Source organism: Aeoliella fuhlenseeensis, from assembly GCF_052161615.1.
GTDB lineage: Bacteria > Planctomycetota > Planctomycetia > Pirellulales > Lacipirellulaceae > Aeoliella.
On the sequence record NZ_CP197417.1, the window covers coordinates 1762723 to 1787105 of the forward strand.

Annotated in this window: 19 protein-coding genes; 10 read left to right on the top strand and 9 right to left on the bottom strand. The window is 59.4% G+C overall.

Annotated elements, in window-relative coordinates; translation table 11 throughout:
- Window positions 1-39: 39 nt before the first annotated feature.
- On the top strand, window positions 40-1425 hold the full coding sequence (locus SH292x_RS06795; RefSeq protein WP_442484835.1) for a cytochrome P450: 1386 nt from the start codon (window positions 40-42) through the stop codon (window positions 1423-1425).
- Here SH292x_RS06795 and SH292x_RS06800 read toward each other — a convergent pair.
- The 4 genes from SH292x_RS06800 to SH292x_RS06815 form a co-directional block, all read right to left on the bottom strand.
- Window positions 1398-2996, bottom strand: a complete 1599-nt coding sequence (locus tag SH292x_RS06800; RefSeq protein ID WP_442484836.1) for an FAD/NAD(P)-binding protein — start codon at window positions 2994-2996, stop codon at window positions 1398-1400. The two genes, SH292x_RS06795 and SH292x_RS06800, sit on opposite strands and share 28 nt — an antisense overlap.
- The gene (locus SH292x_RS06805) at window positions 2993-4078 is read right to left on the bottom strand and encodes a hypothetical protein (RefSeq protein ID WP_442484837.1); all 1086 of its coding nucleotides are present in this window, start codon (window positions 4076-4078) and stop codon (window positions 2993-2995) included. The genes SH292x_RS06800 and SH292x_RS06805 overlap by 4 nt, the downstream gene beginning before the upstream one ends.
- Before the next feature lie 5 nt (window positions 4079-4083).
- Window positions 4084-4947: a DUF6999 family protein gene (locus SH292x_RS06810; protein ID WP_442484838.1), complete on the bottom strand. Its 864-nt coding sequence runs from the start codon at window positions 4945-4947 to the stop codon at window positions 4084-4086.
- Window positions 4948-5036: 89 nt separating this feature from the next.
- Window positions 5037-5834, bottom strand: coding sequence for an MBL fold metallo-hydrolase (locus SH292x_RS06815; RefSeq protein ID WP_442484839.1), 798 nt, complete (start codon window positions 5832-5834; stop codon window positions 5037-5039).
- A 266-nt stretch (window positions 5835-6100) separates the two neighbouring features.
- Between SH292x_RS06815 and secA the strand changes: the two genes are divergently transcribed.
- The 3 genes from secA to SH292x_RS06830 all read left to right on the top strand — a co-directional run bounded on the left by secA (window position 6101) and on the right by SH292x_RS06830 (window position 11640).
- A complete protein-coding gene (gene secA, locus SH292x_RS06820) occupies window positions 6101-9790 on the top strand; it encodes a preprotein translocase subunit SecA (RefSeq protein ID WP_442484840.1) in 3690 nt (1229 codons plus the stop codon).
- Between the two features lie 83 nt (window positions 9791-9873).
- Window positions 9874-10269, top strand: coding sequence for a hypothetical protein (locus SH292x_RS06825; RefSeq protein WP_442484841.1), 396 nt, complete (start codon window positions 9874-9876; stop codon window positions 10267-10269).
- Between the two features lie 39 nt (window positions 10270-10308).
- Entirely contained in the window at window positions 10309-11640 is a 1332-nt protein-coding gene (locus SH292x_RS06830; RefSeq protein WP_442484842.1) for a 3-deoxy-D-manno-octulosonic acid transferase, read from the top strand.
- Here SH292x_RS06830 and SH292x_RS06835 read toward each other — a convergent pair.
- Together SH292x_RS06835 and SH292x_RS06840 are read right to left on the bottom strand one after the other, a co-directional pair.
- Window positions 11637-12872, bottom strand: a complete 1236-nt coding sequence (locus tag SH292x_RS06835; protein ID WP_442484843.1) for a leucine-rich repeat domain-containing protein — start codon at window positions 12870-12872, stop codon at window positions 11637-11639. The genes SH292x_RS06830 and SH292x_RS06835 overlap by 4 nt on opposite strands.
- Window positions 12873-12932: 60 nt before the next feature.
- A complete protein-coding gene (locus tag SH292x_RS06840) occupies window positions 12933-13766 on the bottom strand; it encodes a rhomboid family intramembrane serine protease (RefSeq protein WP_442484844.1) in 834 nt (277 codons plus the stop codon).
- Window positions 13767-13907: 141 nt separating this feature from the next.
- On the opposite strand from SH292x_RS06840, the gene SH292x_RS06845 reads away from it, so the two are divergent.
- The 3 genes from SH292x_RS06845 (at window position 13908) to SH292x_RS06855 (ending at window position 17371) form a co-directional block, all read left to right on the top strand.
- Window positions 13908-14924 (top strand): ABC transporter ATP-binding protein, encoded by a 1017-nt coding sequence (locus SH292x_RS06845; RefSeq protein WP_442484845.1) that lies wholly within the window; start codon window positions 13908-13910, stop codon window positions 14922-14924.
- Between the two features lie 272 nt (window positions 14925-15196).
- Entirely contained in the window at window positions 15197-16027 is an 831-nt protein-coding gene (locus SH292x_RS06850) for an ABC transporter permease (RefSeq protein ID WP_442484846.1), read from the top strand.
- A 126-nt stretch (window positions 16028-16153) separates the two neighbouring features.
- A complete protein-coding gene (locus tag SH292x_RS06855) occupies window positions 16154-17371 on the top strand; it encodes an MFS transporter (RefSeq protein WP_442484847.1) in 1218 nt (405 codons plus the stop codon).
- A gap of 6 nt (window positions 17372-17377) precedes the next feature.
- Here SH292x_RS06855 and SH292x_RS06860 read toward each other — a convergent pair whose 3' ends face one another.
- Both SH292x_RS06860 and SH292x_RS06865 read right to left on the bottom strand, forming a co-directional pair.
- Entirely contained in the window at window positions 17378-17932 is a 555-nt protein-coding gene (locus SH292x_RS06860) for a hypothetical protein (protein WP_442484848.1), read from the bottom strand.
- A 47-nt stretch (window positions 17933-17979) separates the two neighbouring features.
- A complete protein-coding gene (locus SH292x_RS06865) occupies window positions 17980-18621 on the bottom strand; it encodes a DUF1559 family PulG-like putative transporter (protein ID WP_442484849.1) in 642 nt (213 codons plus the stop codon).
- Window positions 18622-19071: 450 nt separating this feature from the next.
- On the opposite strand from SH292x_RS06865, the gene SH292x_RS06870 reads away from it, so the two are divergent.
- Window positions 19072-19656 carry a hypothetical protein gene (locus SH292x_RS06870; protein ID WP_442484850.1) on the top strand — a complete coding sequence of 195 codons (585 nt, stop codon included), beginning with the start codon at window positions 19072-19074 and terminating at the stop codon, window positions 19654-19656.
- 968 nt (window positions 19657-20624) lie between these two features.
- On the opposite strand, the gene SH292x_RS06875 is transcribed toward SH292x_RS06870, so the two are convergent.
- Complete coding sequence (locus SH292x_RS06875; RefSeq protein WP_442484851.1) at window positions 20625-21497, bottom strand: nitrilase-related carbon-nitrogen hydrolase; 873 nt, start codon at window positions 21495-21497, stop codon at window positions 20625-20627.
- A 122-nt stretch (window positions 21498-21619) separates the two neighbouring features.
- Between SH292x_RS06875 and SH292x_RS06880 the strand changes: the two genes are divergently transcribed.
- Both SH292x_RS06880 and SH292x_RS06885 read left to right on the top strand, forming a co-directional pair.
- Window positions 21620-23128 (top strand): CoA-acylating methylmalonate-semialdehyde dehydrogenase, encoded by a 1509-nt coding sequence (locus SH292x_RS06880; RefSeq protein ID WP_442484852.1) that lies wholly within the window; start codon window positions 21620-21622, stop codon window positions 23126-23128.
- Between the two features lie 170 nt (window positions 23129-23298).
- Window positions 23299-24381 (top strand): radical SAM protein, encoded by a 1083-nt coding sequence (locus SH292x_RS06885; RefSeq protein ID WP_442484853.1) that lies wholly within the window; start codon window positions 23299-23301, stop codon window positions 24379-24381.
- The last annotated feature ends 2 nt before the right edge of the window (window positions 24382-24383 follow it).

The following is a 24383-nucleotide window of genomic DNA, read 5'->3' on the forward strand; positions in this document are numbered from 1 at the left end:
GCCCCGGCCTGCGGGCCGGGGCGTCCGTAAGGAGTGTCGGTGCAAGCGCCTCACGAAGCTAAATCATCTGGCGGTTTCACCGGCAAGCTGGTCCGCGCCCCTTGGTGCTATCGGCTCTGGCTTCTGGCAGGTAGTCGCGAGCGACTGTTCTCTCGACTGGTCGAGGAGTTTGGCGACTTCGTTCATTACCGGGGTGTGATTGAGTTCTACCAGGTGAACCACCCCGCGCTGGTCAAGCAAGTCCTCCAGTCGACGCACGATGTGTTCGACAAACGGAGCCCGCTCTACGATCGTTTCAGCCGTGCATTCGGCGCTGGCTTGGTGGTTGCTGAAGGCGATGCGTGGAAGCGCCGCCGCATGATCGTGCAGCAACTGATGGGTCCTAAGCGGATTCGATCGTACTTCGATACCATGGTGGAGTGTGCGGACCGAACGGCCCAACGCATCCGCGCGCACTGCGATCCGGAGTCGTCGTCCTTTGATCTGGCGCCATTGATGAACCACTTGACGCTCGACATCATCGGGCGGTCGATGTTCAGCGGGCAATTCGAGCAGCTCCACGATTCGATCACTCGATGGACCGAAGTGATCGATCACTACAGTTCCAAAAGTCCGTTGCCGATCGTGCGTTCGGCGTGGTTTCCTTCGAGGCTCAACTATCGCTTTCGCCGCGCGCTGACGGAGTTTCATCAGTGCATTCAGCAAATGATCGACCTGAGGCGCGAGTCGGGGGCCGACGATCTGTTGACGCTACTGCTGCGCGAACAGTCGTCGGTCGACGAGCCGCCACTTACGGACCAAGAAATCCGCGACGAAGTGCTCGGAATGATCATCGGCGGTCACGAGACTTCAGGGGTCGCCCTTACTTGGATCTGGTACGAGCTGTGTCAGAATCCGCAGGTAGAACAGCGCTTGCAGGATGAATGGAGCGAAGTGCTGGGCGATCGTCCGTTGCATTTGGACGACGTGCCTAAGCTCCGGTACACGCGCATGGTGATTCAGGAAACGTTGCGGCTTCATCCGCCTTTCTGGTTTGAGAATCGCAACGTCGTTCGCGATGTCGACATGGGGGGCGTCCGCATTCCGGCAGGGGCGATGGTGGTGTTCAGTCGCCATACCCTGCACCGGCATCCGGGCTTCTGGAAAGAGCCCGATCAGTTCGATCCCAATCGGTTTGAACCCGGCAGGGAAGAGAATAGCCATTCATCGCACGCCTACGTTCCGTTCGGCGGTGGTCCGCGTGTCTGCGTTGGCCTGCACTTTGCCATGCAGGAACTGGTCGTGCTACTCACCGTTCTAGGTAGAGAATTTCAGTTCGATCTCGACCGAAGCGAACGACATGAAGCGACTGCTCTGATGACCATGCGACTCAAGAATGGTCTGCGCGTAACGGCGTCTCAGCGCGAGCCCCGGCAAGCGCGGTAGACCCAGTCGACTGGCTTGAGGGCCAGCAACAGCGCGATTAGCACTAACGGCAAATGCGTGGGGGGCGTCGGCAACTGGCGGCGCTCGGCGTCGAAGCAGTCGTAGTCGAGTGTCGTCGCCGCGGCCGTCTGCACGCACCACCAATCGCGTAGCGACCCGCCTCGCACTCGAGTTCCCATTTCGCGAGCCAGTTGGTCGCAGTAGGGAAACATCTCTACCGGGTAGATCCACTCGGTGGCGACGCCGCCAAATCGCTTGCGTCGGTGTTCGAGGTCCGTTTGGTGCCGCTGTTGGATGTCGTTTGGCAACGTGATTTTTCCGGCGATGGCGTGCAGCACGTAGCGGGCCTGCATCTCGCTCATCGACGGGATGTTGCCAATCACCGGTCGCGCGTAGCCCACCAGGTAGAGCCCCGGGTGCTGGACGTTGCAGCAGCCGTGATAGAAATCCTTGAGTTCGGTGAGCCCGCCGGTCAGCTCGGCAACTCGCGAGCGAAATCCTACCGCCGGCACCAACACGTCGGGGCGCACGTCGATGCGTCCTTCGCCATCGAAGTCGGTGAAGGTTTGCCACTGGTCGTCCACCGGCGGGCCGATCACTTGCAGGCGATCGGTAGCGATGGCGTTGAGGAAGTCGTCGCTCTTGTTGTGGAACATGTCGAACAAACGCTGCGGGGCACGCTTGTTGAGCTTCATGGTCCACGCTTTGCGTTTTGCCTCTTCGTCGCCATTGAGTTGTGGTGTCGGGTTCTTCGACGGGAAGAGTTTCGTAAACCACTTCTGGTACCGAATCCGCGCGTTGACGAAACGCTGGCCAATCCAGTTGCGAAGATCGGGGTGGATGGAGAGCAACAATCGGTTGCGAAGAAAATCGGAGGGGACGCCATGAATAGGATGGTAGCGAGGGCTCACGCGGATGCCGGAGCGTAGCGAGAGATAGACGCGATTATTCCGCGAGGGCTCGGCGAGGCGGTTGGCGAAGTCGGCACCGAGTTCTCCGCCGCCGACGATTACGACCGTGCTATCGACGATTCCATCGACGTCTTCCTTCCGTGCCACTAACCGCGTGGTCGCGGGGCAGTGACGCATGTCGGCGAGGTTTCTTGGCTCGGCAACCACGCTCGTGCAGATGACTACCGCGTCGTAGCTGGCGATTTGCTCGGGCGAGCCCTTAGGCACGAAGGCTACGCGCCAGCGCCCGGTGGATTCATCGCGCGCGACGCTGGTGACTTGGTGCTGCATTCGGATGCAGCGCCGCAGATCGAAGTGGTCGGCGAACTGGTTTAGGTAGTCGCCGTACTCGGGACCTTGAAAGAACTCGCGTTTGTCGCCAGCGTTCCCGACGGCCGAACTGTCGTACTGGGGATAGCAAGAAAACTGGGTCGTGTACTTCGTAGAAGTAGAATTAAAGCCAGCGTAAGGATTGCCCCACACGCCGCGGATGCTGTCGGATTGTTCGAAACAATCGATCTCCCAGCCAGGCAGCATGTCGAGGGCGTACTTGAGCGTTATCAAGCCACTACTACCCGCCCCGATGATCGCCAGCCGGCGGACTTCCTTTGATTCGTTCATGGCACAATCGCGGTGAGGCTAATAAGTACAAAGTTAAACTGACCGGACTCGGGAACGAACAGCAGCAGGCGCTGGCCGTCAACGACGTTTTGCGTTCGCAAGTATTCGTCGAGCATGATGTAGATGCTTGCCGCCCCCGTGTTTCCTGCGGTGGCGAGGTTGGTCCAGTAGGGTGGGACGCGACTGGGGTCGGAGCATCGCTCGGCGATAGTTCGTTCCAGCTTCTTGCGAAAGAAAAACGACGAGAGGTGAGGCAAAATCATTTGGTGCGCTTCGATCGAATCGTCGTGCCGCTCGAACGCATGGTCAAGAAACACGCCAGCCGCTGGGAACAGGTGCTTGGAGAGAATCGATACGTCTTGCGAGAGTTGACCTCCGCGGCTCTCCAGTTTCATGCACAGAGGAGCGGTGCTCGCGAGCGACAGCGAGTGCGTCCAGTTGACGCGGAGTGAAATGCCGTTGGACCGTGGTTCGTCTGCCAGTACCATCGCACCGGCACCGTCGGAAAGCATGAACCGCAAGAACATCGACATGAACCACTGGCTGTCGCGAAGGTTGGCGTAGCTCGCCCGGTCGTCAATCGGATTTATCGCCGTGGATTTGATGACCTCCGAAGAATGCTCGGCGGCGACGCAAAGTGCCGCTTGGTGGTCGCCCGACTCGATGGCTCGCACCGCCCCCATCAAGGCGGCAGACGCCGAGGAGCAGATGCCGGCGTTCGAGCTAATCTCAACAGGATGCGTCAGCAAGTCGGCCTCGGCGAGCCTTGAGTGCAGGATCGACGCGTAACCGGGTGCGGCGAGTGGCGCGTACGTGGTCCCGGCTGACAGGTAGGTGATCTGGCCGAACCCCTCGCGCTCGACGAGCTCCCCGACCGCGTGCGATCCGAGCCCGTACACGTCGTCGGTGGGTTGTTGGTGCGGGTCCTGCGCGTAGTGTCGCGAGCGAATGCCGTTCATCGCGAGGATTCGATCGCGAATGAGCTCCTCGCCTTCGACTACGCCCAAGTACCGGCCAATGTCGGTGTTCGAGATGGCCTCGCCCGGAAGGTGCGAAGCGGTTTGGACGATGTAGCAAGGCATCGGCGCTACGCTTCCTGGGGCGTGGCGGGTACGGTCCGCAGCAAGTCATACACCACTTCGTCGAAGACGATGTGATAGTAGAGATACTGGCTGGGGTTCGAGAAGAAGGCGCTGTTGTTGTAGTGCCCTCGGTTGGCGACCTCCTGCATGAAGAAGTCGAGGTCGGTCTGCACCGTCTGGTTGCCCGCGTAAATGCGTTTGACGCACCACAGTAGGATCGAATCGGAGCCAAATGAATTGAGCGCCGTGATGGTCGTCTTCAGGTCGCCGAAGACCGTGATCGCCATCACAATGAGCATCACGACGTTCGTCGGCCCTAACAGTTGCCACGAGCACCGGCGATTTGCTTCGAGCACGGCTTTGCTGATCTCGTTGTGGTCACAGGGTTTCGTGCTGCGGATGTAGTCAAGATTATCAAGAAATACCTGCTTGTCGAATCGATCGACAATCTCGTAGGAGAGCAGGTCGTGACCGATGGTTAACTGATGATGCAGCAGGGTCTTCTCGTCGTCGAGGCTAAAGTCGCCATCAATGGAATTGAGCTTTTTACCGTTGCACTCAATCGGAACCCCGCGTTGCTGTAAAATGTACTGATACAGCAGTGGTTCGATCTGAACATGCCGCATGAATAATTCCGCGGCATCGTAGCGGGCGAGGTATTTCAGCCCGAACACCATGAACCAGTCGATGGCGTACGACTCGAATCCCCAGGGTCGGCGATGAAGGACGAATTGGAGGGGGAAGCTGATCGTGCGGACGAAGAAGTAAATGACCAGCAGCACGGGTCGAAGGTAGATGAAGTCCCACCGCTCCCGCTCCCTCGCGAAAACGTCGTTGACGTAGGGAGTGATGTAGGGAAACTGATGCATGGGCCGTGCCACGAACGATCGTAGGAGCGAATTCTAGGAAGAGCGTATTCTAACCACTACGACCATCGTGGGATAATACTAGTTCCAATTTACAGCGGAATTCGTAGCCCATCGTACGCCAGGGCCATGCCAGCAGGTAACCGGGCGTTGGTCTCTTCGTATTCCAGCTCGTGGGCGATGTGGGTGAAGTAGGTTTGCTTCGCGCCGATCCGTGTGGCGACCTCGATCGCCTGGTCGAGCGTGTAGTGGGTGCTGCTGGGCGTGAGCCTGAGGGCGTCGAGGATGAGCACGTCGAGCCCTTGGAGCAGCGCCTCGCTCTCGGGCGGGATGTTGTTGGTGTCGGTGCAGTAGGCGATGTTGCCGAACCGGAAGCCGAGCACGTCGAAGTCGCGGCCGTGGTGCAGTCGGAACGGGATGATGTGCCCGCCCAGAAGGTCAAAAGGCTCGAGCCCAATGGTGTGGAGCTCGAGCTGAGGCACTAGGCTCTGCGACTCTTCTTTGGCGAACGCGTAGTCGTACGACTGGCGAATCCGGCGTTCGACGATGGGCTCGACGTACAGCGGGACGGGGCCATTGAGGTAGAACTGCATGAGCCGAAGGTCGTCGAGCCCGAACACGTGGTCGGCGTGCTCGTGGGTGTAAACCACGGCGTGGACCAAGCCGATGCGCTCTCGGAGCAATTGCTGGCGAAGATCGGGCGAGGTGTCCACCAGCAGGTTTCCCTCGGGGAGGCCCAGGATAATGCTAGCCCGCGTGCGATTATTGCGAGGGTGGGTGGATTGGCAGACCGGGCAGCCGCAGCCAACGGCCGGCACCCCGACGCTGGTGCCAGTGCCCAGCAGGATCATCTGACCTCGGATGTCGGTGGTAACTAAGGACTTGGGCACGGGGCAGGCAGGGCGAGGGAGCGTTTTGATTGGCAGTCGAATCCGTGTGGCCGTCGTGCCAGCGGAGCCGCTGTTGACCGTCTTTTTCGACGGCTGTAAACTTTTATCCTGTAGTATCTTACGGCGAGAACCAACCCCCTGCCAGACCTGCCACATGGAATGAGGCTCGTCTGCGGCACCGTTATTGCCTCTGGTGTCTCGTTTGCTGGCGGCACGGATGCCCCTGCCATTTTGACATTCTCTTACGATTGCTGCGGTAGACGGCCATGGAACTGTTGGAACGTATCTGGGAAATCCTTACCGGCATCATCAACGCGATCCTCGGTAGGTTCGAGCGGACGATCACGTCGCTGTTCGGTTCGGCGAACGCCCGCTACCTGCGACGACTGCACCCCCGCGTGGCGTCGATCAATGCGCTCGAAGCTCGTTACGAGGCGATGAGCGACGAGGACCTCGCCGCGCAGACCGTGAAATTCCGCGAACGCCTGGCCGCGGGCGAGACGCTCGACGACCTGTTGGTCGAAGCATTCGCCGTGTGCCGCGAGTCGGGTAAGCGCTTCTTGAACATGCGGCACTACGACGTGCAGCTGCTAGGTGGCATGATCTTGCACGACGGTAACATCGCCGAAATGGTGACGGGCGAAGGCAAGACGCTGGTAGCGACGCTACCGGCGTACCTCAACGCGCTCGCCGGAAGCGTGCATGTTATTACGGTGAACGACTACCTCGCCCGCCGCGATATGGAGTGGATGGGCCCGATCTTTACCAACCTGGGGCTCAAGGTCGGTGCGATTTACTCGGGCATGGAACCGAGCGAGCGCCAAGAGTCGTATGCCTGCGACATTACCTACGGCACCAACAACGAGTTCGGCTTCGACTACCTTCGCGACAACATGCGGATTGCTGCGCGTGGTGACGAGCGCTTCCCCAAACGCGACCAGCAGGCACAGGGCCCCCTCAACTACGCCATCATCGACGAAGTCGACAATATCCTGATCGACGAAGCCCGCACGCCGCTCATCATCTCGGGCCCGGCGGAGGACGACCTGTCGAAATACCAGCGTGCCGACAAAGTGGCGCGAGCACTCAAGAAGGACGTGCATTTCGAAGTCAAGGAAAAAGAGCATACGGTCAACCTGACTGACGAGGGCGTTCGCGAGGCGGAGAAGCTGGCGGGCGTCGATAGCTTCTACACCGCGGGCAACATGCAGTGGCCGCACTTGATCGACAATTCGCTCAAGGCCCACTATCTGTATAAGAAGGACGTGAACTACGTCATCCAGGACGGCAAGATCATCATCGTCGACGAGTTCACCGGCCGTCTGATGGAAGGCCGGCAGTGGAGCGATGGCCTGCACCAGTCGGTGGAGGCCAAAGAAGGCGTGCAGATCAAGGAAGAGACGCAAACGCTCGCCACGATCACGCTACAGAACTTCTTCAAGCTCTATAACAAGCTGTCGGGCATGACGGGTACGGCTCTGACCGAGGCCAGCGAATTCTGGAAGATCTACAAGCTCGACGTTATCGGCGTGCCGACCAATCGTCCGATGCAGCGCATCAGCCACCCGGACGTGATCTATCGCACCGAGCGCGAGAAGTACGAAGCGATCGCCGAAGAGATCGAGGGCCTGATCAAGTTCGACCAGATCCGCCTGAAGTCGGGCGAGATCATTCGGGGCGAGATCGTCGAAGAGCGGACCGATGTCGTCGTGTTCGCGGCGGACGACACCAAGAAGCAGGAGAAGATTCCTCGCGACAAAATCGCCGAGATGCAGAAGGCGGGCCGACCGATTCTGGTGGGTACGGTGTCGATCGAGAAGAGCGAAAAGCTCAGTAACCTCTTGAACGGCCGCGGCATCAAGCACGAGGTGCTCAACGCCAAGCAGCACAAGCGCGAGGCGGAAATTGTCGCCCAAGCCGGCCGTAAGGGTGCGGTGACCATCGCAACGAACATGGCCGGCCGCGGTACCGACATTATCCTCGGCGGTAACCCCGAGAACATGGCGTGGGCCGAGCTGCAACAGACCTACTCCAGCCGGTTGGATGTCCCCAAGGAAGAGTGGAAGCGACTGACCGACGAGTACGACAAGAAGTTCGGCATGCGCGATCAGGGTAAGGAGATTCGCGAGCTTGGCGGTTTGCACATCGTCGGCACCGAACGCCACGAAGCCCGCCGTATCGACCTGCAGCTTCGCGGCCGCTGCGGTCGCCAAGGCGATCCGGGTTCGAGCCGATTCTACCTGTCGCTTGAAGACGATTTGATGCGTATCTTCGCCGGTGAATGGGTGAAGAACATGCTCACGCGCCTCGGCATGCAGGAAGGCGAAGCCATTGAGAGCAAGATGGTGAGCCGCCGTATCGAGGGGGCTCAGAAGAAACGCGAAGAGTACAACTTCGAGGTTCGTAAGAACCTGCTTGAGTACGACGAGGTGATGGACGAGCAGCGGAAGCGGGTGTACGGCTACCGCCAGCAGATTCTCGATGGCACGAACTGCCGTGACCTGATCACGACGATGATCCGTCAGCAGATCGATCATAACCTGAGTATCATCCTCGCTCAGAACTACGGCATCGACTCGTTCGCCGCGGTGGCATCGGGTCTGCTCGGCGTGCAGCTCGATGCCCGCGACTACCGTAATCAGTCGTACGACGAAGCCCAGCGCGTGGCGCGGGACGTGGCACAGCGGATGGCCGAGTCGCAAGTGCTCGACGCCATTGAAGAGAATTTGCCCGTCGACGAACCGGACGACTGGAACTGGAATGCCCTCGCAAAGTGGGCCAATGCGCGTTGGGGTTACAACTTCAACGATCGTGAGCTCAAGAAGCAGGGCATGGAGAACATCGCCGAGTTCCTGATTCAAAAGGCGCACGAAGCGATCGACAACATCGATTTGTCGGAGACCGAGCGCTATCTCGACCCCGACTATTCGGTGCAGACCGCGGTGAACTGGCTTCGCGAGAAGTTCGGCATCGAGCTGCCGCTCGACGAAGCGAAGTCGCTTTCGACAAGCCAGCTTATTGAAACGGCGCACCAGCGGGTTCAACAAGCCTACGACCTTCGCGAGTGCGAGTACCCGGTGATTGCGGGCCTCTATCGCTTCATGAGTCCTACGGCGAGCGCCTCGGGGCTCGGACGTGAGGACCTCGTCGAGTGGGCGCAGCGCCGCTTCGGTGCACCACTGTCGGCGGAAGATCTGAAGAACAAGCAGCGTGAGGAAATCCAGCAAGTGCTGGTAGCTTGCAGCCAGCAGTCGTCCGCCAAGGCGAACGAAGTGGCCGCCGAAGCCCGCCAGCGCGTGGAGAAGCTGTTTGCCGGCCACGATGGCTCGACGACCACACTGGCCCAAGTCACCGGCAGCAACGGCAAGCTGGACGACCTCGCCGCTTGGCTGCAAAGTTCGTGCGATTCGAAGCTAACCAGCGATGAGCTGGCGTCGCTCGGCTACGACGAAGCCCTGCGTCGTGTATCCCGCGAAGTCGAAGACAAGTTCCGCCCCGAGATGCGACGGATGGAGCGATTCTTGCTCCTGCAGATTCTCGATTCGGCGTGGAAAGAGCATTTGCTGGCGATGGACCACCTGCGGTCGAGCGTCGGACTGCGTGGTTACGCGCAAGTCGACCCCAAGGTCGAGTACAAGCGCGAAGGCATGCGGATGTTCGAGGCCATGTGGGAAAACGTCGGTGCCTACGTCACGGACTTGGTGTTCAAGATGGAACAGCTCGACGAGCGGTTCGTGAAGAGCACCTTCACCGAGACCAAGGCGATTCACGAAGAAGCACCTCCCTCGGAAATTGCCCAGCAACAGCAGGCGGCCATCGAGGCTTCCGGTGCCCCGCGCGAGACGAAGATTGACCCGATCCGCAATCGCACTGAGCGCGTAGGCCGCAACTCGCCTTGCCCTTGTGGTAGTGGCAAAAAGTTCAAGGCCTGTTGCATGCGAGAAGGAAGTAGCTAAAGTAGTGCACTGTGGTCGGTGCGGGGAACGACCTATCGAGTTTGGGGAACAGGCGATTGTTCACAAATTGATAGGAAGCTGTGATGCGTTTCTTGGTTTCTCGCGGCGCGCTGGGCGCCTGCGGTCTGTTGTTGCTAGCAGGTTGCGCTGACCCTGAATCTCCGATGAAGCCCCATGTGGCTTCGCCCGTTGCCAGCACTCGCCCAAAAGCGACTGCTCCGGAACTGGATCTCCACGATCCCTTAGGAACGGACGACGACGCAGCGATGTTGCGTCAGACGCCCGATTATTCGATAACCCCTTCGGACCTGACGTCGGATTCGACGCTGGGGGTGGCGAGCGGAGTTGGTGTGGATCCGTTGCAACCAACGAAGGCGACGCTGCCGGGGGACCTTCCGGAGTCGCCCGAGATAAAGGTGGATACCCAGATCGTAGCACCAACCATCGAGCTTCCAGCAACGACCACCCTCGATCCGTAGCAGCGCGAGCGACGATTACCCTGGGAAAGGAATCCCAACATGTGGCGTGTCGGAAGTTACTTGCTGAACTTTGTGTATCTGGGCGTGCTTGCGCTCGTATCGCCGCTATTCGTGTGGAACTCAATAACCAAGGGCAAGTACCGCGAAGGCTTTCGCGAGAAGTTCTGGGGCGAGGTCCCCGAGCGGACTGGTGACCGCGAGTGCATTTGGCTGCACGCCGTGAGCGTGGGCGAGGTGAATTTGCTCGCGACGACTCTACGCGAGTTGACGAACCGCCGCGCGGACATGGAGATCGTCATCAGCACGACGACCAAGACCGGTTACGAGTTGGCCCGCCGCAAATATGGCGAGCAACATTCCGTGTTCTACTGCCCGCTCGACTTTAGTTGGGCGACGCGGCGGGCGATGCAGCGGGTGCGCCCATCGCTGCTCGTGCTCGCGGAACTCGAGTTATGGCCGAATCTGATCATCGCCGCGAAAGAGCAGGGGGCACGGGTCGCCATCATCAACGGCCGGCTGAGCGATAACAGCTTCCGCGGTTACCGTCGTGCGAAGTGGCTCGTCGGCCGCGTGCTTGGCATGGTGGATTTGATCGCTGCCCAAGACGCGACCACGGCGGGCCGTTTTCGCAAGCTCCGAATCGCCGAACGCTCTCCGGTGAAAGATGCGGTGATCGTTACCGGTTCGCTCAAGTACGACGGCGCGGAAACGAACCGCTTGAACCCTCGTACAAAATCGCTGCAGACCCTCGCCGGCATCACGAAGGACGACATCGTGTGGCTGATCGGCAGCACGCAGTCGCCCGAAGAGGAGATGGCGATTCGTTTGTACGCCGAACTCCGCCAGCGGCACCCGCAGTTGCGACTAGTTATCGTACCGAGGCACCCTGAGCGTTTCGACGAAGTCGCACGGCTTCTCGATGGATCGGGCCTCCCTTGGCATCGCCGATCGCAACTCGAAGCGTCGCTGCCGGTACCGCAGTCGGTCATTCTGGTCGACACCGTAGGCGAACTTGGCGCGTGGTGGGGCACCGCGAGCATTGGTTTCGTGGGTGGCAGTTTCGGCGATCGCGGCGGCCAGAACATGATCGAACCCGCCGCCTACGGCGTGGCGGCGTGCTTTGGCCCCAACACGTGGAACTTCCGCGACATCGTCGCGGCGCTGCTCAACGCCGACGCCGCCGAAGTGGTTCACGACGAAGCGGCGCTCGAAGAGTTCGTTGCGCGGTGCTTGGACGAGCCGGAGTTTGCTCCGGCACTTGGTGAGCGTGCCCGCGAGTTCGTGGCCACGCAATTGGGTGCGACGAAGCGGACGGTGGATTTGCTGGAGGGGTTCTTGCCGGAAGTCAGGGCCAAGAACGCCGCGGCTTAAGGGGCTTGTGCAGGCGCGCTTCGAATTACGGGAGCGCGGCCCCTATACAACGGCGGCACGGTTGGTACCCCAGGGCGGTTGTCTACGAAGGTTGGTGCGTCAAACTCCAGCTGAACTCTGTTCCATTCCAGCTTCAACTTCGAGTTCTCAGCGGCCGATGCTTCTAGAGCTGGCCTGTCAATGGAAAGTACTCGTCCCGCCTGCGCTACATTCACGTACTGAAGATTCCCCATCGCGGTAAGTGATCGAATACCTTCTGCGTCAACCGCTGTGTAGCAAAGACAGAGGCTAGCCAGCTCCGTTAGACCGCTAAGGGACTCCAGTCCATTGTTGGTGACCTTCGTGCGGGCCAAGTTCAAGACTTGTAAGTTTGGAAGTGAAGTCAGTGCCGCGAGCCCGTCATCCGTGACTTCGTTGAAGCCCAAGGACAGATCGGTCAGACGTGGAAATACATTCAACTGCGCAACGTCGTCATCCTCGATGCCACATGAATAGAGCTGCAAGCGTTCCAGTTTCTGCAAAGGCATCAATATCTTGAGTGCATCCGGAGGAAGCTGGCAGTCGACTAGCGACAGGCATCGCAGGTTTTCGAGTCGGGCGATCGCTTCAAGCTCGGGGATCGTGAAGATTTGGTTCTTTAGCCACAGTTCTTGGAGGTCCGAGAATGCCGCGAGTACTTCCAGGCCAGTGTCGGTGCTCATCGGCAGCGTGACTCGCCTCCCGTGGTGAGCTTCCAACTCCAGATGCGTTAATCGACAGCCGAAGTGAGGATGTGCCCAGCTGCAAAGTAGCTGGGCGGGGCCACTATCTCCGAGAAAGCCCAGCCGATAATGGGTGTGCAACGCCGTGTAGTAATTCGAGCCATCGGCGAGCTTGCTGAGTGCACGTTGTTGTCCCCGAGCACGGCGCATCTCCACCATGAACAGTCCCACCCCCACGGCGCAAAGTGTGAACGCGAGCAGAAGTGTTCGAAGCTTGAACTTGGGGAGAAACCCTAAACCGCTGGGCACCGCGACGTCGCTCGACTTATCGCTGCGAAGTTTCTCGACCACTCGCACCAGCGTCCGCATCCGCCAGACAAGCCAGCAGCAGACGAGGATTACCACGAGGAGCAAAATCGCAAGTAGCGTGATCGCAATCCACGTAGCGTCAAACGTGGCCGAGGGATTGGAATTCGAAATTGGGGGGGAGACGAAGCTCGAAGCGATGGGGCAAATCGGAAAGGCCTGCATGCGAGACTCCACGTGGCGGACGGAGCATGGAGCGAGCGCTAGGCCGCTCACCCATGCAGTTTACCGCTTCGCCGGCTCGGCCACCACATGTTCGTGTTCGCGGATGTGGTCGGGGCAGTAGCACTTCTGCCCATCGCATTGCGAGCAGTAGCGGAACTGCGTCTTCGGCTCGTCGGCACTCGAACGGCCGCAGACGCCGCAGATGTGGACCATCTTTACCGGCTTTCCATGCGGGGCGGTCTTGGCTTCGAACGCGGCACGGCGGCGCTTCTGCTGGAAGTCGCGATAGTGCTCCTTCCAAAAGAACAGCAGGTAGTTGGCGATCGAGGCCAGGATGACCAGTCTCATTGGCTTTACAGAAATGAGGGCCACCGCGATGCCGAGCCAGCCCATGAGTGCGAGCCACTTGGCCTTAATCGGAAGCACGTAGAAGAGATTGATAATGTGATCGGGGTAGAGCCGCGCGAAGGCCAAGAACACGGTCGCGTACAAGTAGGTGTTGGTGCCGATGTAGGGTGGCCATAGCAGAGCAGCCGCCACGGTGGCGAGCACACCGACGAAGATGTAGGCGTTGTAGCGGAAGGTGCCCCAAGTGTTCTCCATCACGGTGCCGACGAAGTAGAAGAACAGCCAGCTGATGATGTTGACCAGAATTCCGTTGGGGCCAAAGCTGGAAGGGATGAACATGAAGGTAATGACTCGCCAGACTTCACCCGCCCATACCAGCGGGCCGACGAGCATCAGCCGTTCGACCACTGTCCCCACGCCCTCGTCCTGAGCGCCCATCGCGACATCGGCCATGTACACCGCCACCTGTCCTGCGATGAGCAGCATAGTGAGGTGCGGAATGGCGAAGGGCGTGAGGGTACGCTCGAGCCGGTCGAGAAACTTCATAGTCGGTGGACGCCTGCAATGCATCGGGTGCCAAACCATCAAGCGTACCCCGGAATGCAGTCGTCCGAAAGCCGCGTGGCCGCCGGCCGGTGAATTGGCGTCTCTACCCGATGCCGGGTGGCGGGCTTATAATCAGGGTCTATGGCCGTCATCGAAATACGCGGGCTGAAGAAGTCCTACCGGATCTACCAGAAGCGGGAAGGGCTGTGGGCCTCGTTCACCGGCCTGTTTAATCGCGAGTATCGCGATGTCCATGCGGTCCGCGGCATCGATCTCGATGTCGAAGCGGGCGAGTTCGTGGCGTTCCTGGGTCCCAATGGGGCGGGAAAGACGACCACGCTCAAGCTACTGTCGGGCGTGATCAGTCCCACGGCGGGTGAAGCTCGCGTGATGGGGTTTGTGCCATGGGAGCGTACGAACGAATACCGCCGCCGCTTCGCGCTGGTGATGGGGCAGAAGAATCAATTGTGGTGGGACCTGCCCGCCGCCGAGTCGTTCCGTTTGCACCAGCAAATCTACCGCATCGAGCCAGCGGAGTTTGACCGCACGCTGAACGAATTAACGGATCTGCTCGACGTGGGGCGGTTGCTCAACCAGCCCGTCCGTGAACTGTCTCTAGGCGAGCGGATGAAGATGGAGTTAATCGCCGCGCTGTTGCACTCGCCCGAGGTGTTGTTCCTCGACGAGCCGACGATCGGCCTCGACGTGATCGCGCAGCACAACATTCAGAAGTTCCTGAAGCACTACCAGGAAGTTCGCAAGATCACGATCTTGCTTACGAGCCACTACATGAAGGACGTGGCCGCGCTGTGCAAGCGGGTGGTGATCATCGCGAAGGGCCAGATCATGTACGATGGCTCGCTCGCTGGCGTAGTGGACAGTTTCAGCACGCACAAAGTGCTGACGCTACAGTTCGCCGACGACCGCGTGCCGACCGACCTATCGAGGTTTGGCGAGTTGATCGAGGCGGTCGCACCGAAGGTGAAGATTCGCGTCGAACGTACTGACATCTCGCGAGTGCTATCCAGCGTACTGACCGATTACGCGGTGGAAGACGTGAGCGTTGAAGACCCGCCACTGGAAGAAGTCATCGCCGCGCTGTTTGTAGAGTCGAGCGAACGCGCCGAAGACAACCAGCGCGAAGTCGTGAAGGCGTGACAGAAGAATTCTTAGCCACGGATGAACACGGACGAAACACGGATTCGGGACTTGTAAACAGCGAGAGTATCGACTCGAGGGCCACAGTAAATGACTAACAGAAGGTAACGAAGAGAACGAAGAATTCTCTTCAACTCATTTCTTCGTTTCCTTTGTTTCCTTCTGTTCAAGTCCGCTTTCATTGTATTTGATTTGATGCTGTTAGATCCCATCCGTGTTTCATCCGTGTCCATCTGTGGCTTGTAAAACTTAAGCTCTAAGACTTCCGCAGCATGTACGCACGCGTTTTAACCTGGTGGACGATTCTTCGTATTTGCATCGAAGAGCGCCTCGTGTATCGCGGCGACTTCGTGCTTGGCACGTTGATGCGGTTTCTGCCCATCGTCACGCAGGTGTTCCTGTGGACGGCTGTGTTTCAGTCGATGGGGGAAGGGACTATTCGCGGTTGGACGCGCAACGATGTGATCGCCTACTACTTGCTGACGATGGTCGCCCGCGCGTTCTCGAGCATGCCGGGCTTGGCGTCGGGCATAGCCCAGCAGATTCGCGATGGGGAGATTAAGAAGTTCTTGATCCAGCCCATCGACCTGATTGGTTTTCTATTGCTCGCGCGGATCGCGCACAAGCTCGTGTATTACGGCGTCGCGATCGGGCCGTTCGCCTTGGTGTTTTATCTCTGCCGCGACTATTTCACCGCAGGCTGGCCGCCGGTCGAGGTGATTGCCGCGTTCGTGCTGTCGCTGGCGATGGCGTTTCTACTCGGGTTCTTCCTCGAAGCGGCGATGGGGATGGTCGGCTTCTGGTTCCTTGAAGTCAGTTCGCTGCTGTTCGTGTACATGCTGTTCAACTTCTTCTTTTCGGGCCACATGTTCCCGCTCGACTTCCTGACCGACTTCCTGCCCGGCTGGTTGCAACCCATTGCCCACTACCAGCCGCTACAGTACCTGGCGTACTTCCCCGCTGCCGTTTTCTTGCAGAAGATTACCGGGCCGGAGTTGATCGAGGGCTTGCTCGTGCAAGCGGCATGGGTCGTCGTGTTCGCCGTCGCCTGCCGCGTCGCGCTGAAGCGAGGCTTCCGTCGCTACAGCGGCTACGGGGGTTAGGCGAAAGCTCAGTCGAGCGGACGCCGTAAGGTGTGTGGTGATTTCTGAAGATCACTTAGAAGGAACCTGACCATTACTGCGAACACCAAAGCAACTGCGAGCCAAGCGGCGCGGCCCCCACTGTCTTTGCCGATCTATTACGGCTGGGTGATTGTCGTCATGGCAGCCCTCGCCATGGTTGGCACGCTGCCTGGCAGGACACAAGGTTTGGGGCTAATCACCGAGCCGATGTTGGCCGACCTTTCTCTCAGCCGCAGTGGATTTGCCACGATGAACTTCTGGGCGACGCTGCTGGGGGCACTGTGCTGCCTGCCGGTGGGGCGCGCCCTCGATCGCTTTGGCTCACGCGTGGTGCTGGTATTTGTCGCGGCTGGCCTCGGGCTCACGGTACTGACGATGAGCCAGTTGGCGACGGCCAGCGGTTTGTTGGTGCTGTTGATCCTCACCCGAGCACTCGGCCAGAGTGCGCTGTCGGTTGTGAGCATCTCGCTGGTCGGCAAATGGTTTGACCGCCGCGTCAGCATGGCGATGGGCCTATTCTCCGTGATGGTCGGATTTCTATTTGCCATCGCGTTTGGCGTGGTCGGATTAGTGATTGAAACAGAGGGATGGCGAACCGCGTGGCAGTGGATTGGACTGGCGCTACTCGTCGGGCTGGCACCGCTGGCGTGGTGGTTGGTCCGTTCGAATCCCGAAAGTTGTGGCCTAGAAGACGACGTCACAGCGGACACTAAGTCGCACGACGATCACCACGGCATGACGCTTACCGACTCGCTCCGCACCCCGGCGTTCTGGGCGTTTGCCCTCGCGACGTCGTTGTTTGGTCTCGCTATTTCGGGCGTCGGGTTGTTCAACGAAGCGATTCTCAAAGAGCTTGGCTTCGACGCCTCGACCTATCACGCCATTCTCGCGGGAACCGCGCTCATTGGACTGGTGAGCCAGATGCTCACGGGTTGGGCCGGGCAACGTTGGTCGCTTCGAAGTCTGCTGGTATTCGCGATGGTGCTTTACGGTGCCTCGATGGTGTGGCTGCCGCACGTGACGACGCACGCCGAACTCTGGGCCAATGCCGTGCTGATGGGTGCGGCAGGCGGCATCATCACCGTGGTGTTCTTCGCCATCTGGCCCGAACAGTTCGGCCGTCTGCATCTGGGTAGAATCCAAGGCGCCGCTCAGATGCTCACGGTGTTGGCATCCGCGATTGGGCCCGTGTTGTTCGCCCAATCGTTCGAAGGGACCGGTTCTTTCGCACCGGCGCTTTATGGCCTAGCCGCAACGACCTTCGTGGCAGCGGGGTTCACGGCGATGGTGCGGTTACCTCGCAAAGTGGCGGCAAGTTCCTAACTCCTCCTACCGCCACCGCCCAATCGGCTCCATGCCGCGCTCTTCGCGGCGCTCGTTGACCATCTTCATCATCTGCGTCATGGTCGCTCGCATCTCCGGCGTCGATCGGTCGAGGCGACTCTTGCCGCGCTGTGCGCGTTCGGCGCTGGTCATCTCACCGCCAGGAGGGCCACCTCCGCCGCCACCTAGTCCAGCTCCGCGACCGCCACGGCCTGCTTCCCACTGTTTACGACGCGACTCCATGTCGTTGATCCACTTGTCGAGCTCGGCGCGACGTTGGGCTGGCGGCATGGCAGATAGGGCGTAGACGCGTGACTGCATTTCGGCTTGCCTCGCTTGCATCATCGAGCCGAACAGCATTTGCCGCTGTCCATCGTCCAGGGAACGCATTCGTTCTCGAAAGGCTTGTCGCTGTTCGTCGGTCATGTCGTCCTGATTCTGCATCTCGGCGATCAGCGCGGCGACCTCGGCATCGTCCCCGCCAAACCACCCCATGGCCCAGGCTCCAGAGAGGAGCATCAGGCACGCGACAAAAGCGCCAAATACATGCTTACGGTTCATGTCTCGCTCTCCCTAGTGAGCTCTAAGTTAGAAGGTTCGAATTGCCGTCATTGGGCAACGATCAGGCCATCGACGTGGCCATCGAGGTACAGGAAATTCCGCGAGCCATCGTCGCCGGGGCTGCCGTGGAACGACTCGAAGTCGTACGCGATCCACACTTCACCCGAGCCGCGCGGATCACCACGCCGGCTTGTGAGTACTTGCTGCCGAGTGCGATCTTCGAGGCGGTACGAAGGGTATTCGTAACTCAACCCTTCGTTGGCGTAATACGAATCGCCATTGGCGAACGGCGCGCCATCGGGGCGGACGTAACCATCGTAGGCCACGCGGTCTTCGTTGTATTTTTCCGGGCCGTGGTCGCTGGCACAGCGGTACATGGCCTGATTCGACTCGCCAAACTCTGCGAGCACCTGGTAAATGGGCCAAGTGCTCTTGTCCTTTTCGTCGTAAGGCGTTGCCGACGGAAGTATCGCCGCGCCGGGGAACTTCCCGCGCGGGCCCTGCACGTCGAGGAATTGCGTGAGCGCAAGCCCTACCTGCCGCAGGTTGCTTTTACATTCGGTCTTCCGGCTCGACTCCCGCGCCGCTTGCACGGCGGGCAGCATGATACCGACCAGAACACCAATGATCGAAATAACCACCAACAGCTCCACCAACGTGAAGCCGCGGTGCGTGAGGTGGGTGCGCACAGCGATCCCTTTCCGCGCATGGGGTGAGAAGCGACGTACTCTGGAACACCGCAGGACTGTGCCCGCGCCGAACATCGCTGAGAGTTAAAACACCGAAGTGGTAGGAGGGTTGCGGAAAAATTTTCGCGCGGGGTGTTTGGCGAATGCTAGCGGTTGGTAGAGTTCGCCGAGGCAGTTCGCGGATAGAGGCGGATTCCAGGGGCCCATGTAGAGGTCGACCCGTTAAAAGGAGCAATAGACTATTTTTTATGCTCCGTTGTAACACGCCGACGCAGACTCGATCGTCGGCTCGCCTTCCGAGGTCGAGTAGGCACTCAGAACCACCTGGACTGCGAGGCGGCAGAGGAATAGACTTCTATTTCCCGTATTAACCCCGCCAGTGTGGCGTATTGCCGAGCAGGTGCGGGCGCGAGTTCTATCGGAGATCGTCCACAGCTACGGGAATCAACTATGCTGTGGCAAGTTCTACAAATCGCCGTCTGGTTTCCGATTCTAGTCGTACTGATGTCGCTTATTGAGCATCAGGTACATCAACGGCTGATGCACAAGAAGCCGCGCTTCTCGTTCTTTCGGCGGCTTGCAGTACGGAACAAGATCTTCACGCACCATGCGGTGGATCATCATGGCCAGTATCGCAAGATTTTCCACGACGCCCCATCGGCCCATGGCAGGGATCGCGGCATCCGACTAAATGTTTGGGAAGGGCTGCTCGAGTCGCTCCCCGTGAGCTTGCTGCTGGTCTGTTTCTCGACAACGGCCGCCCTGATGTTCCCCCTAGTCGTGTGCCTGCACCACATCTTATGGAATCAGGTGCATATGGAAATGCACAAGCCCGCGAATCGCTTCTTTGCGAATTGGCCGATCTATAAGTTTGTCGCGAGGCATCACTTCCTTCATCATCGCCACCCAGATAAGAACTTCAACGTCGCCTTGCCCATTGGGGATTTTCTGTTTGGCACCATCGCCAAACCAACTGATGCCGATCGGGAATCGATGAAAGCCGAGCGCTGGTTCGTGGGCAACGAAGCTTTTTAGAAGCGAGGCTTACGTAGCAGTGCGGAGAATACAAAGATCCGTTTCAGCGCGTGGGTCCATCACGGCGTATTTTGGAACACCGCGGGACCATGCCCGCGCCGAACGCCGCCGTGAGTTAGAAACACCGAGGGGAGACGACGGTTGCGAAAAATTTTCGCGCGGGGGTGGGGGGAGTGATAACGGGACGGGCAAAGTCTTGGCAGATGCTCGCCGGTGGCAACGCTCAACGCGATATGTTCGGTGTGGATAAGCGAGTTGCCCACGTCCCTTCGCACCTCTAGGTGGGCAATTCGTTCGTGTCGCCGTACAGGACTGTCCGTTGGGAATTTACTATACTGATTGGTCGGCGTGCACGTTGACAGTGTAGTATGAAGGGCGAGCCTTCTTAGCCGTCGAATGGCGAACTCGCGTCGGCAATTTCGGATTCATCAATGGGCAATTTTCCCTTTGGGTATGTTTTGGCAGGCGACACCAGCCGTCGGGATTACACCGTAATTGACTTTAGTCCGCCTATGTATGTCGCCGCTGATGTTGACCAAAGTATCAACTTCATGGAATTCGTTCGGACGCGCTTTGCGCAGCTCGTGAAAGGGGTTCCACCTGAGTGCGAACTCTACTTGATCGCTGGTGGGCACGCTCACAACCCAAGCGGAATTGGCAATACCGGCCTCGTTCCACTACTCGTGTTATGGCTGCCACCTGAGAAGCGGGCAAACCTACCGGATTGGCATAGTATGATAGAGACAATCGATAAATGGTGCGAGTCGCTAACCTTCGACGAGGTGCGAACCATCCTGAACATGACTTATGCCCCTACGTGGAAACAACTACTACATGTGGGGAAGTACCCGCACTGTTACATTCGCAGATAGAGTAAGCAACTCTCTCTCTCTGACGAGTAACCATACGCGGCACGCCAGGCATCGCCCTTGGATCTCCGTGCCAATCCGCGACAAATTCTTCCTTCCTCACGGAGCCACAATCGCCCCGTAAGTCTCCGGCCTTCTATCCCTAAAGAACTGCCACGTGTTCCGCACTTCGCGGATCATGTCGAGGTCCATGTCGGCGATCACGATGTCGTCTTCGGTACGTTTCTCGCTCTGGGCGATGAACTGGCCGCGGGGGTCGCAGAAGTAGCTTTGGCCGTAGAACTCGCCGATCCGCCATGGGTCTTCCCAGCCGGGGCGGTTGATCGCGCCGACGAAGTACTGGTTGGCCACCGCGTGGGCGGGCTGCTCAAGCTTCCAAAGGTACTCGCTGAGTCCGGCGACGGTGGCCGACGGGTTGAACACGATCTCCGCGCCGTTGAGCCCCAGGCACCGTGCGCCGTCGGGGAAGTGGCGATCGTAGCAAATGTAAACACCCACCTTGCCGACGCGAGTGTCGAACACGGGGTAACCCAGGTTGCCCGGTTTGAAGTAAAACTTCTCCCAGAAGCCTGGGTTGCAGTGCGGGATGTGAATCTTGCGGAACTTGCCGAGGTACTCGCCATCGGCGTCGATTACGGCGGCCGTGTTGTAGTACACGCCGGTAATGTCCTCTTCGTACATCGGCGCGACGATCACCATCTTGTGCTTCTTCGCCAGCTCCTGCATCAGCTTGGTGGTGGGACCGTCAGGGATTCGCTCGGTGGTGTCGTACCATTTGCACTCTTGCTCGGCGCAGAAGTAAGGCCCGTAGAAGATTTCCTGCAGGCAAACGACCTGGGCGCCTTGATCCGCCGCCTGCTGGATGAGCGCGACGTGCTTGTCGATCATCGCCTTCTTGATCTTTTCGACCGGCGACGTGGTGGGTTCGCAAAGCGTGGCTTGGATCAGTGCGCCGCGGACAGGGCGTGGCATGGCGGATTCCTTCGTAGTCGCCTGGATTTCGGTAAACGCATTGGTCAGCTTGGAGCGTGCTGAACAAACCGCTATCCTAGCGAATGCGAAACCTGCTTCCTACCAGCGCCAAGGAAAAACCGATGAGCACCGCCACTACCCTCGACGTTGTCCCGCAGCTTTCTGGCGGGGAGTGGCAAAGGCTGGACGCCGAGCGGCACACCGACGTGTTCAACCCCTCGACCGGCAAACTCATCGCCCGGACGCCGCTCGCGACTGCCGAGCAGACGGCCGCGGTGATTGAAGCTGCCGCCAAGGCACTGCCAGCGTGGCGCGAGACGCCTGTGGTCGAGCGGGCACGGGTGATGTTTCGCTACCGCATGCTGATGGAGCAGCACTTCGAGGAGCTAGCAGCCCTCGTGACGCGCGAACATGGCAAGACGCTTGCCGAGGCCAGAGCCGAGGTGAACCGTGGCGTCGAGATGGTCGAGTTCGCCGCCGGCATGCCGAGCCTGATAATGGGGAGCACGCTTCCGAACATCGCTACGGGTGTCGATGCCGAAGTGGTGCGGCATCCGGTTGGCGTGTGCGCGGGAATCACGCCGTACAACTTTCCAAATATGGTGCCGCTGTGGATGTTCCCCGTGGCGATCACGTGTGGCAACACGTTCGTGCTGAAGCCCTCGGAAAAGGTGCCCCTGTCGACGGTGCTACTTGGCGAGTTGTTGCTCGAAGCCGGTGTGCCGCCGGGGGTGTTCAACATCGTGCATGGCGACAAGGAGTGCGTCGATACGCTGCTCACGCATCCCAAGGTGGCGGCGATCTCGTTCGTCGGATCCACACCGATCGCCAAGTACATTTACGAAACAGGAACCGCCAACGGCAAGCGAGTGCAGTCGGCGGGCGGAGCGAAAAATCATCTAATCATCATGCCCGACGCCGATATGGATCAAACGGTGAAGCAACTCGCCGCGAGTGCGTACGGCTGCGCGGGGCAGCGGTGCATGGCGGGGAGTTTGGCGGTGGCGGTGGGCAGGGCAGGGGACGAGGTGGTTGGTGGCCTCGTCGATTTTGCCGGCAAGTTCCGTGTTGGACCAAGCGATGGCAACGAGCAAGTTGACATGGGCCCCGTGATCCGCGACGAGCATCGCCGCCGGGTGGCGGAATACCTCGATATCGCCAAGAGTGAAGGAGCCACGGTTCCGCTGGATGGCCGCCGTGACTTTGCAGGCGATGGTTTTCTCTTGGGCCCGAGCGTCATCGATCAAGTAAAGCCCGGCATGCGGGTGGCGAAGGAAGAAATCTTCGGCCCCGTGCTTTCCGTGGCGCGAGTGGATTCGCTCGACGAAGCGCTCGCGATGGGCGATGACTGCGACTACGGCAATGGCGCCGTGATCTTCACGCGGAGCGGTTACGCGGCGCGGCAGTTCAAGCAGCACTTCAACGCCGGCATGATCGGAATCAACGTTGGGGTACCGGCACCGATGGCGTGGTTCCCGTTCACCGGCTGGAACCGCTCGTTCTTTGGCGACCTGCACATTCAGGGTGTTGAGGGCATGCAGTTCTACACCCGTCAGAAAGTGACACTGACCCGCTGGCCACAGGAAAATGAGTCGTACCAGGATCCGGTGTGGAAAGGTCGCCAGAACTAGCGTCGCGAGAGTGGTCTCTTTACTGGTCTCTGCTCCCAAAAATCTCAGCAAAAGCGTGGAATAATTACCGCTCCGACGGCGAATTGTCGTCTGGCGGGGAAGGCCAGCGCGCTCGGTGTTCCTAGCCCCACTTTTCGTCGAGTGCTCGAACGGCCTAGGGAGCGGACTTCGTGTATCCAGCATTCAACCTCACGCTGGTGGTGAATCACGCCTGCAACCTTCGTTGCCGGTACTGTTACACCGGCGACAAGTTCCATCGCGCGATGCCACCGGAGGTCGCGCGGCGAAGCATCGACCGAGCCGTGGCGTCGCTCGATTGCGAGGGTGTCCTTGAGCTCGATTTCTTCGGTGGCGAGCCTTTACTCGAAGCCGCAGCAATCTCGGACTGGATCGCTTACGCCCGCAGCCGTACGCAGGCAGCTGGAACGCACCTCCGTTTGGGGATGACGACCAACGGCACTATCTGCGATCCGATAGCATGGTCGGTGATGATGGGCCCTGGGCTCATGTTGCACGTCAGTTGCGATGGATCGCCCCAGGTGCACGACCTTCATCGGATAGACAAACGAGGGCGGGGCACATCGGAGTTGGTAGTCCGCAACATCGAACGATTGATCGACGCTGGACGCGAGGTCCGAGCCGTGATGGTGATCCGACCCGACACCGCGCAGCATTTTGCAGCCGGATTGTCGTTCCTTCGACAGATTGGCGTGGCACACGTCACGCCATCGCTTGACGTATGGTCGAGTTGGTCACGGAGTGACGCCGCGGTGCTCGCCACTGCCGTCGCCGAGGCAGCCGATGTATGGGCAGAAAGCCTTACGCACTTTTCGGTGAGCTGGTTCGATGAGAAGGCAGCATCGCTACTCAATACATCTATCGCCGGACGCACGGGCCGATGTGGCTTTGGTCGCGGGCAGATTGCGGTGGCACCATCAGGCAATCTGTATCCTTGCGAACGCCTCGTCGGCGAGGACAGAGCGGACAATACCGCGCGACTTGGCGGCACGGCGATGGATGGCGAGGATTTTCTGAACATCGAAGCTCCCGATGGTCCACTGCACTCAGGCTGCAGCGGATGCGAATTGCAGCCTCAGTGTTCTACCTCTTGTCGATGCAACAACTACTTGCGAACGGGCGACGTCCGCCGCCCCGATGGGCTGCTATGCCTGTTGGATCAAGTTTGTTTTCGCGAAACGCGACGCGTACTCGAGCAACTTATCCACCAGCAACATGAACTGGTAACCGGCTAGAT

Coding starts and splice junctions, on each gene's coding strand:
- SH292x_RS06810 (WP_442484838.1), bottom strand. CDS start 4,947: ATGCATCAGTTTCCCTACATCACTCCCTACGTCAACGACGTTTTCGCG.
- SH292x_RS06860 (WP_442484848.1), bottom strand. CDS start 17,932: ATGAACCGTAAGCATGTATTTGGCGCTTTTGTCGCGTGCCTGATGCTC.
- SH292x_RS06880 (WP_442484852.1), top strand. CDS start 21,620: ATGAGCACCGCCACTACCCTCGACGTTGTCCCGCAGCTTTCTGGCGGG.
- SH292x_RS06835 (WP_442484843.1), bottom strand. CDS start 12,872: ATGCAGGCCTTTCCGATTTGCCCCATCGCTTCGAGCTTCGTCTCCCCC.
- SH292x_RS06875 (WP_442484851.1), bottom strand. CDS start 21,497: ATGCCACGCCCTGTCCGCGGCGCACTGATCCAAGCCACGCTTTGCGAA.
- secA (WP_442484840.1), top strand. CDS start 6,101: ATGGAACTGTTGGAACGTATCTGGGAAATCCTTACCGGCATCATCAAC.
- SH292x_RS06870 (WP_442484850.1), top strand. CDS start 19,072: ATGCTGTGGCAAGTTCTACAAATCGCCGTCTGGTTTCCGATTCTAGTC.
- SH292x_RS06800 (WP_442484836.1), bottom strand. CDS start 2,996: ATGAACGAATCAAAGGAAGTCCGCCGGCTGGCGATCATCGGGGCGGGT.
- SH292x_RS06830 (WP_442484842.1), top strand. CDS start 10,309: ATGTGGCGTGTCGGAAGTTACTTGCTGAACTTTGTGTATCTGGGCGTG.
- SH292x_RS06850 (WP_442484846.1), top strand. CDS start 15,197: ATGTACGCACGCGTTTTAACCTGGTGGACGATTCTTCGTATTTGCATC.
- SH292x_RS06805 (WP_442484837.1), bottom strand. CDS start 4,078: ATGCCTTGCTACATCGTCCAAACCGCTTCGCACCTTCCGGGCGAGGCC.
- SH292x_RS06825 (WP_442484841.1), top strand. CDS start 9,874: ATGCGTTTCTTGGTTTCTCGCGGCGCGCTGGGCGCCTGCGGTCTGTTG.
- SH292x_RS06845 (WP_442484845.1), top strand. CDS start 13,908: ATGGCCGTCATCGAAATACGCGGGCTGAAGAAGTCCTACCGGATCTAC.
- SH292x_RS06840 (WP_442484844.1), bottom strand. CDS start 13,766: ATGAAGTTTCTCGACCGGCTCGAGCGTACCCTCACGCCCTTCGCCATT.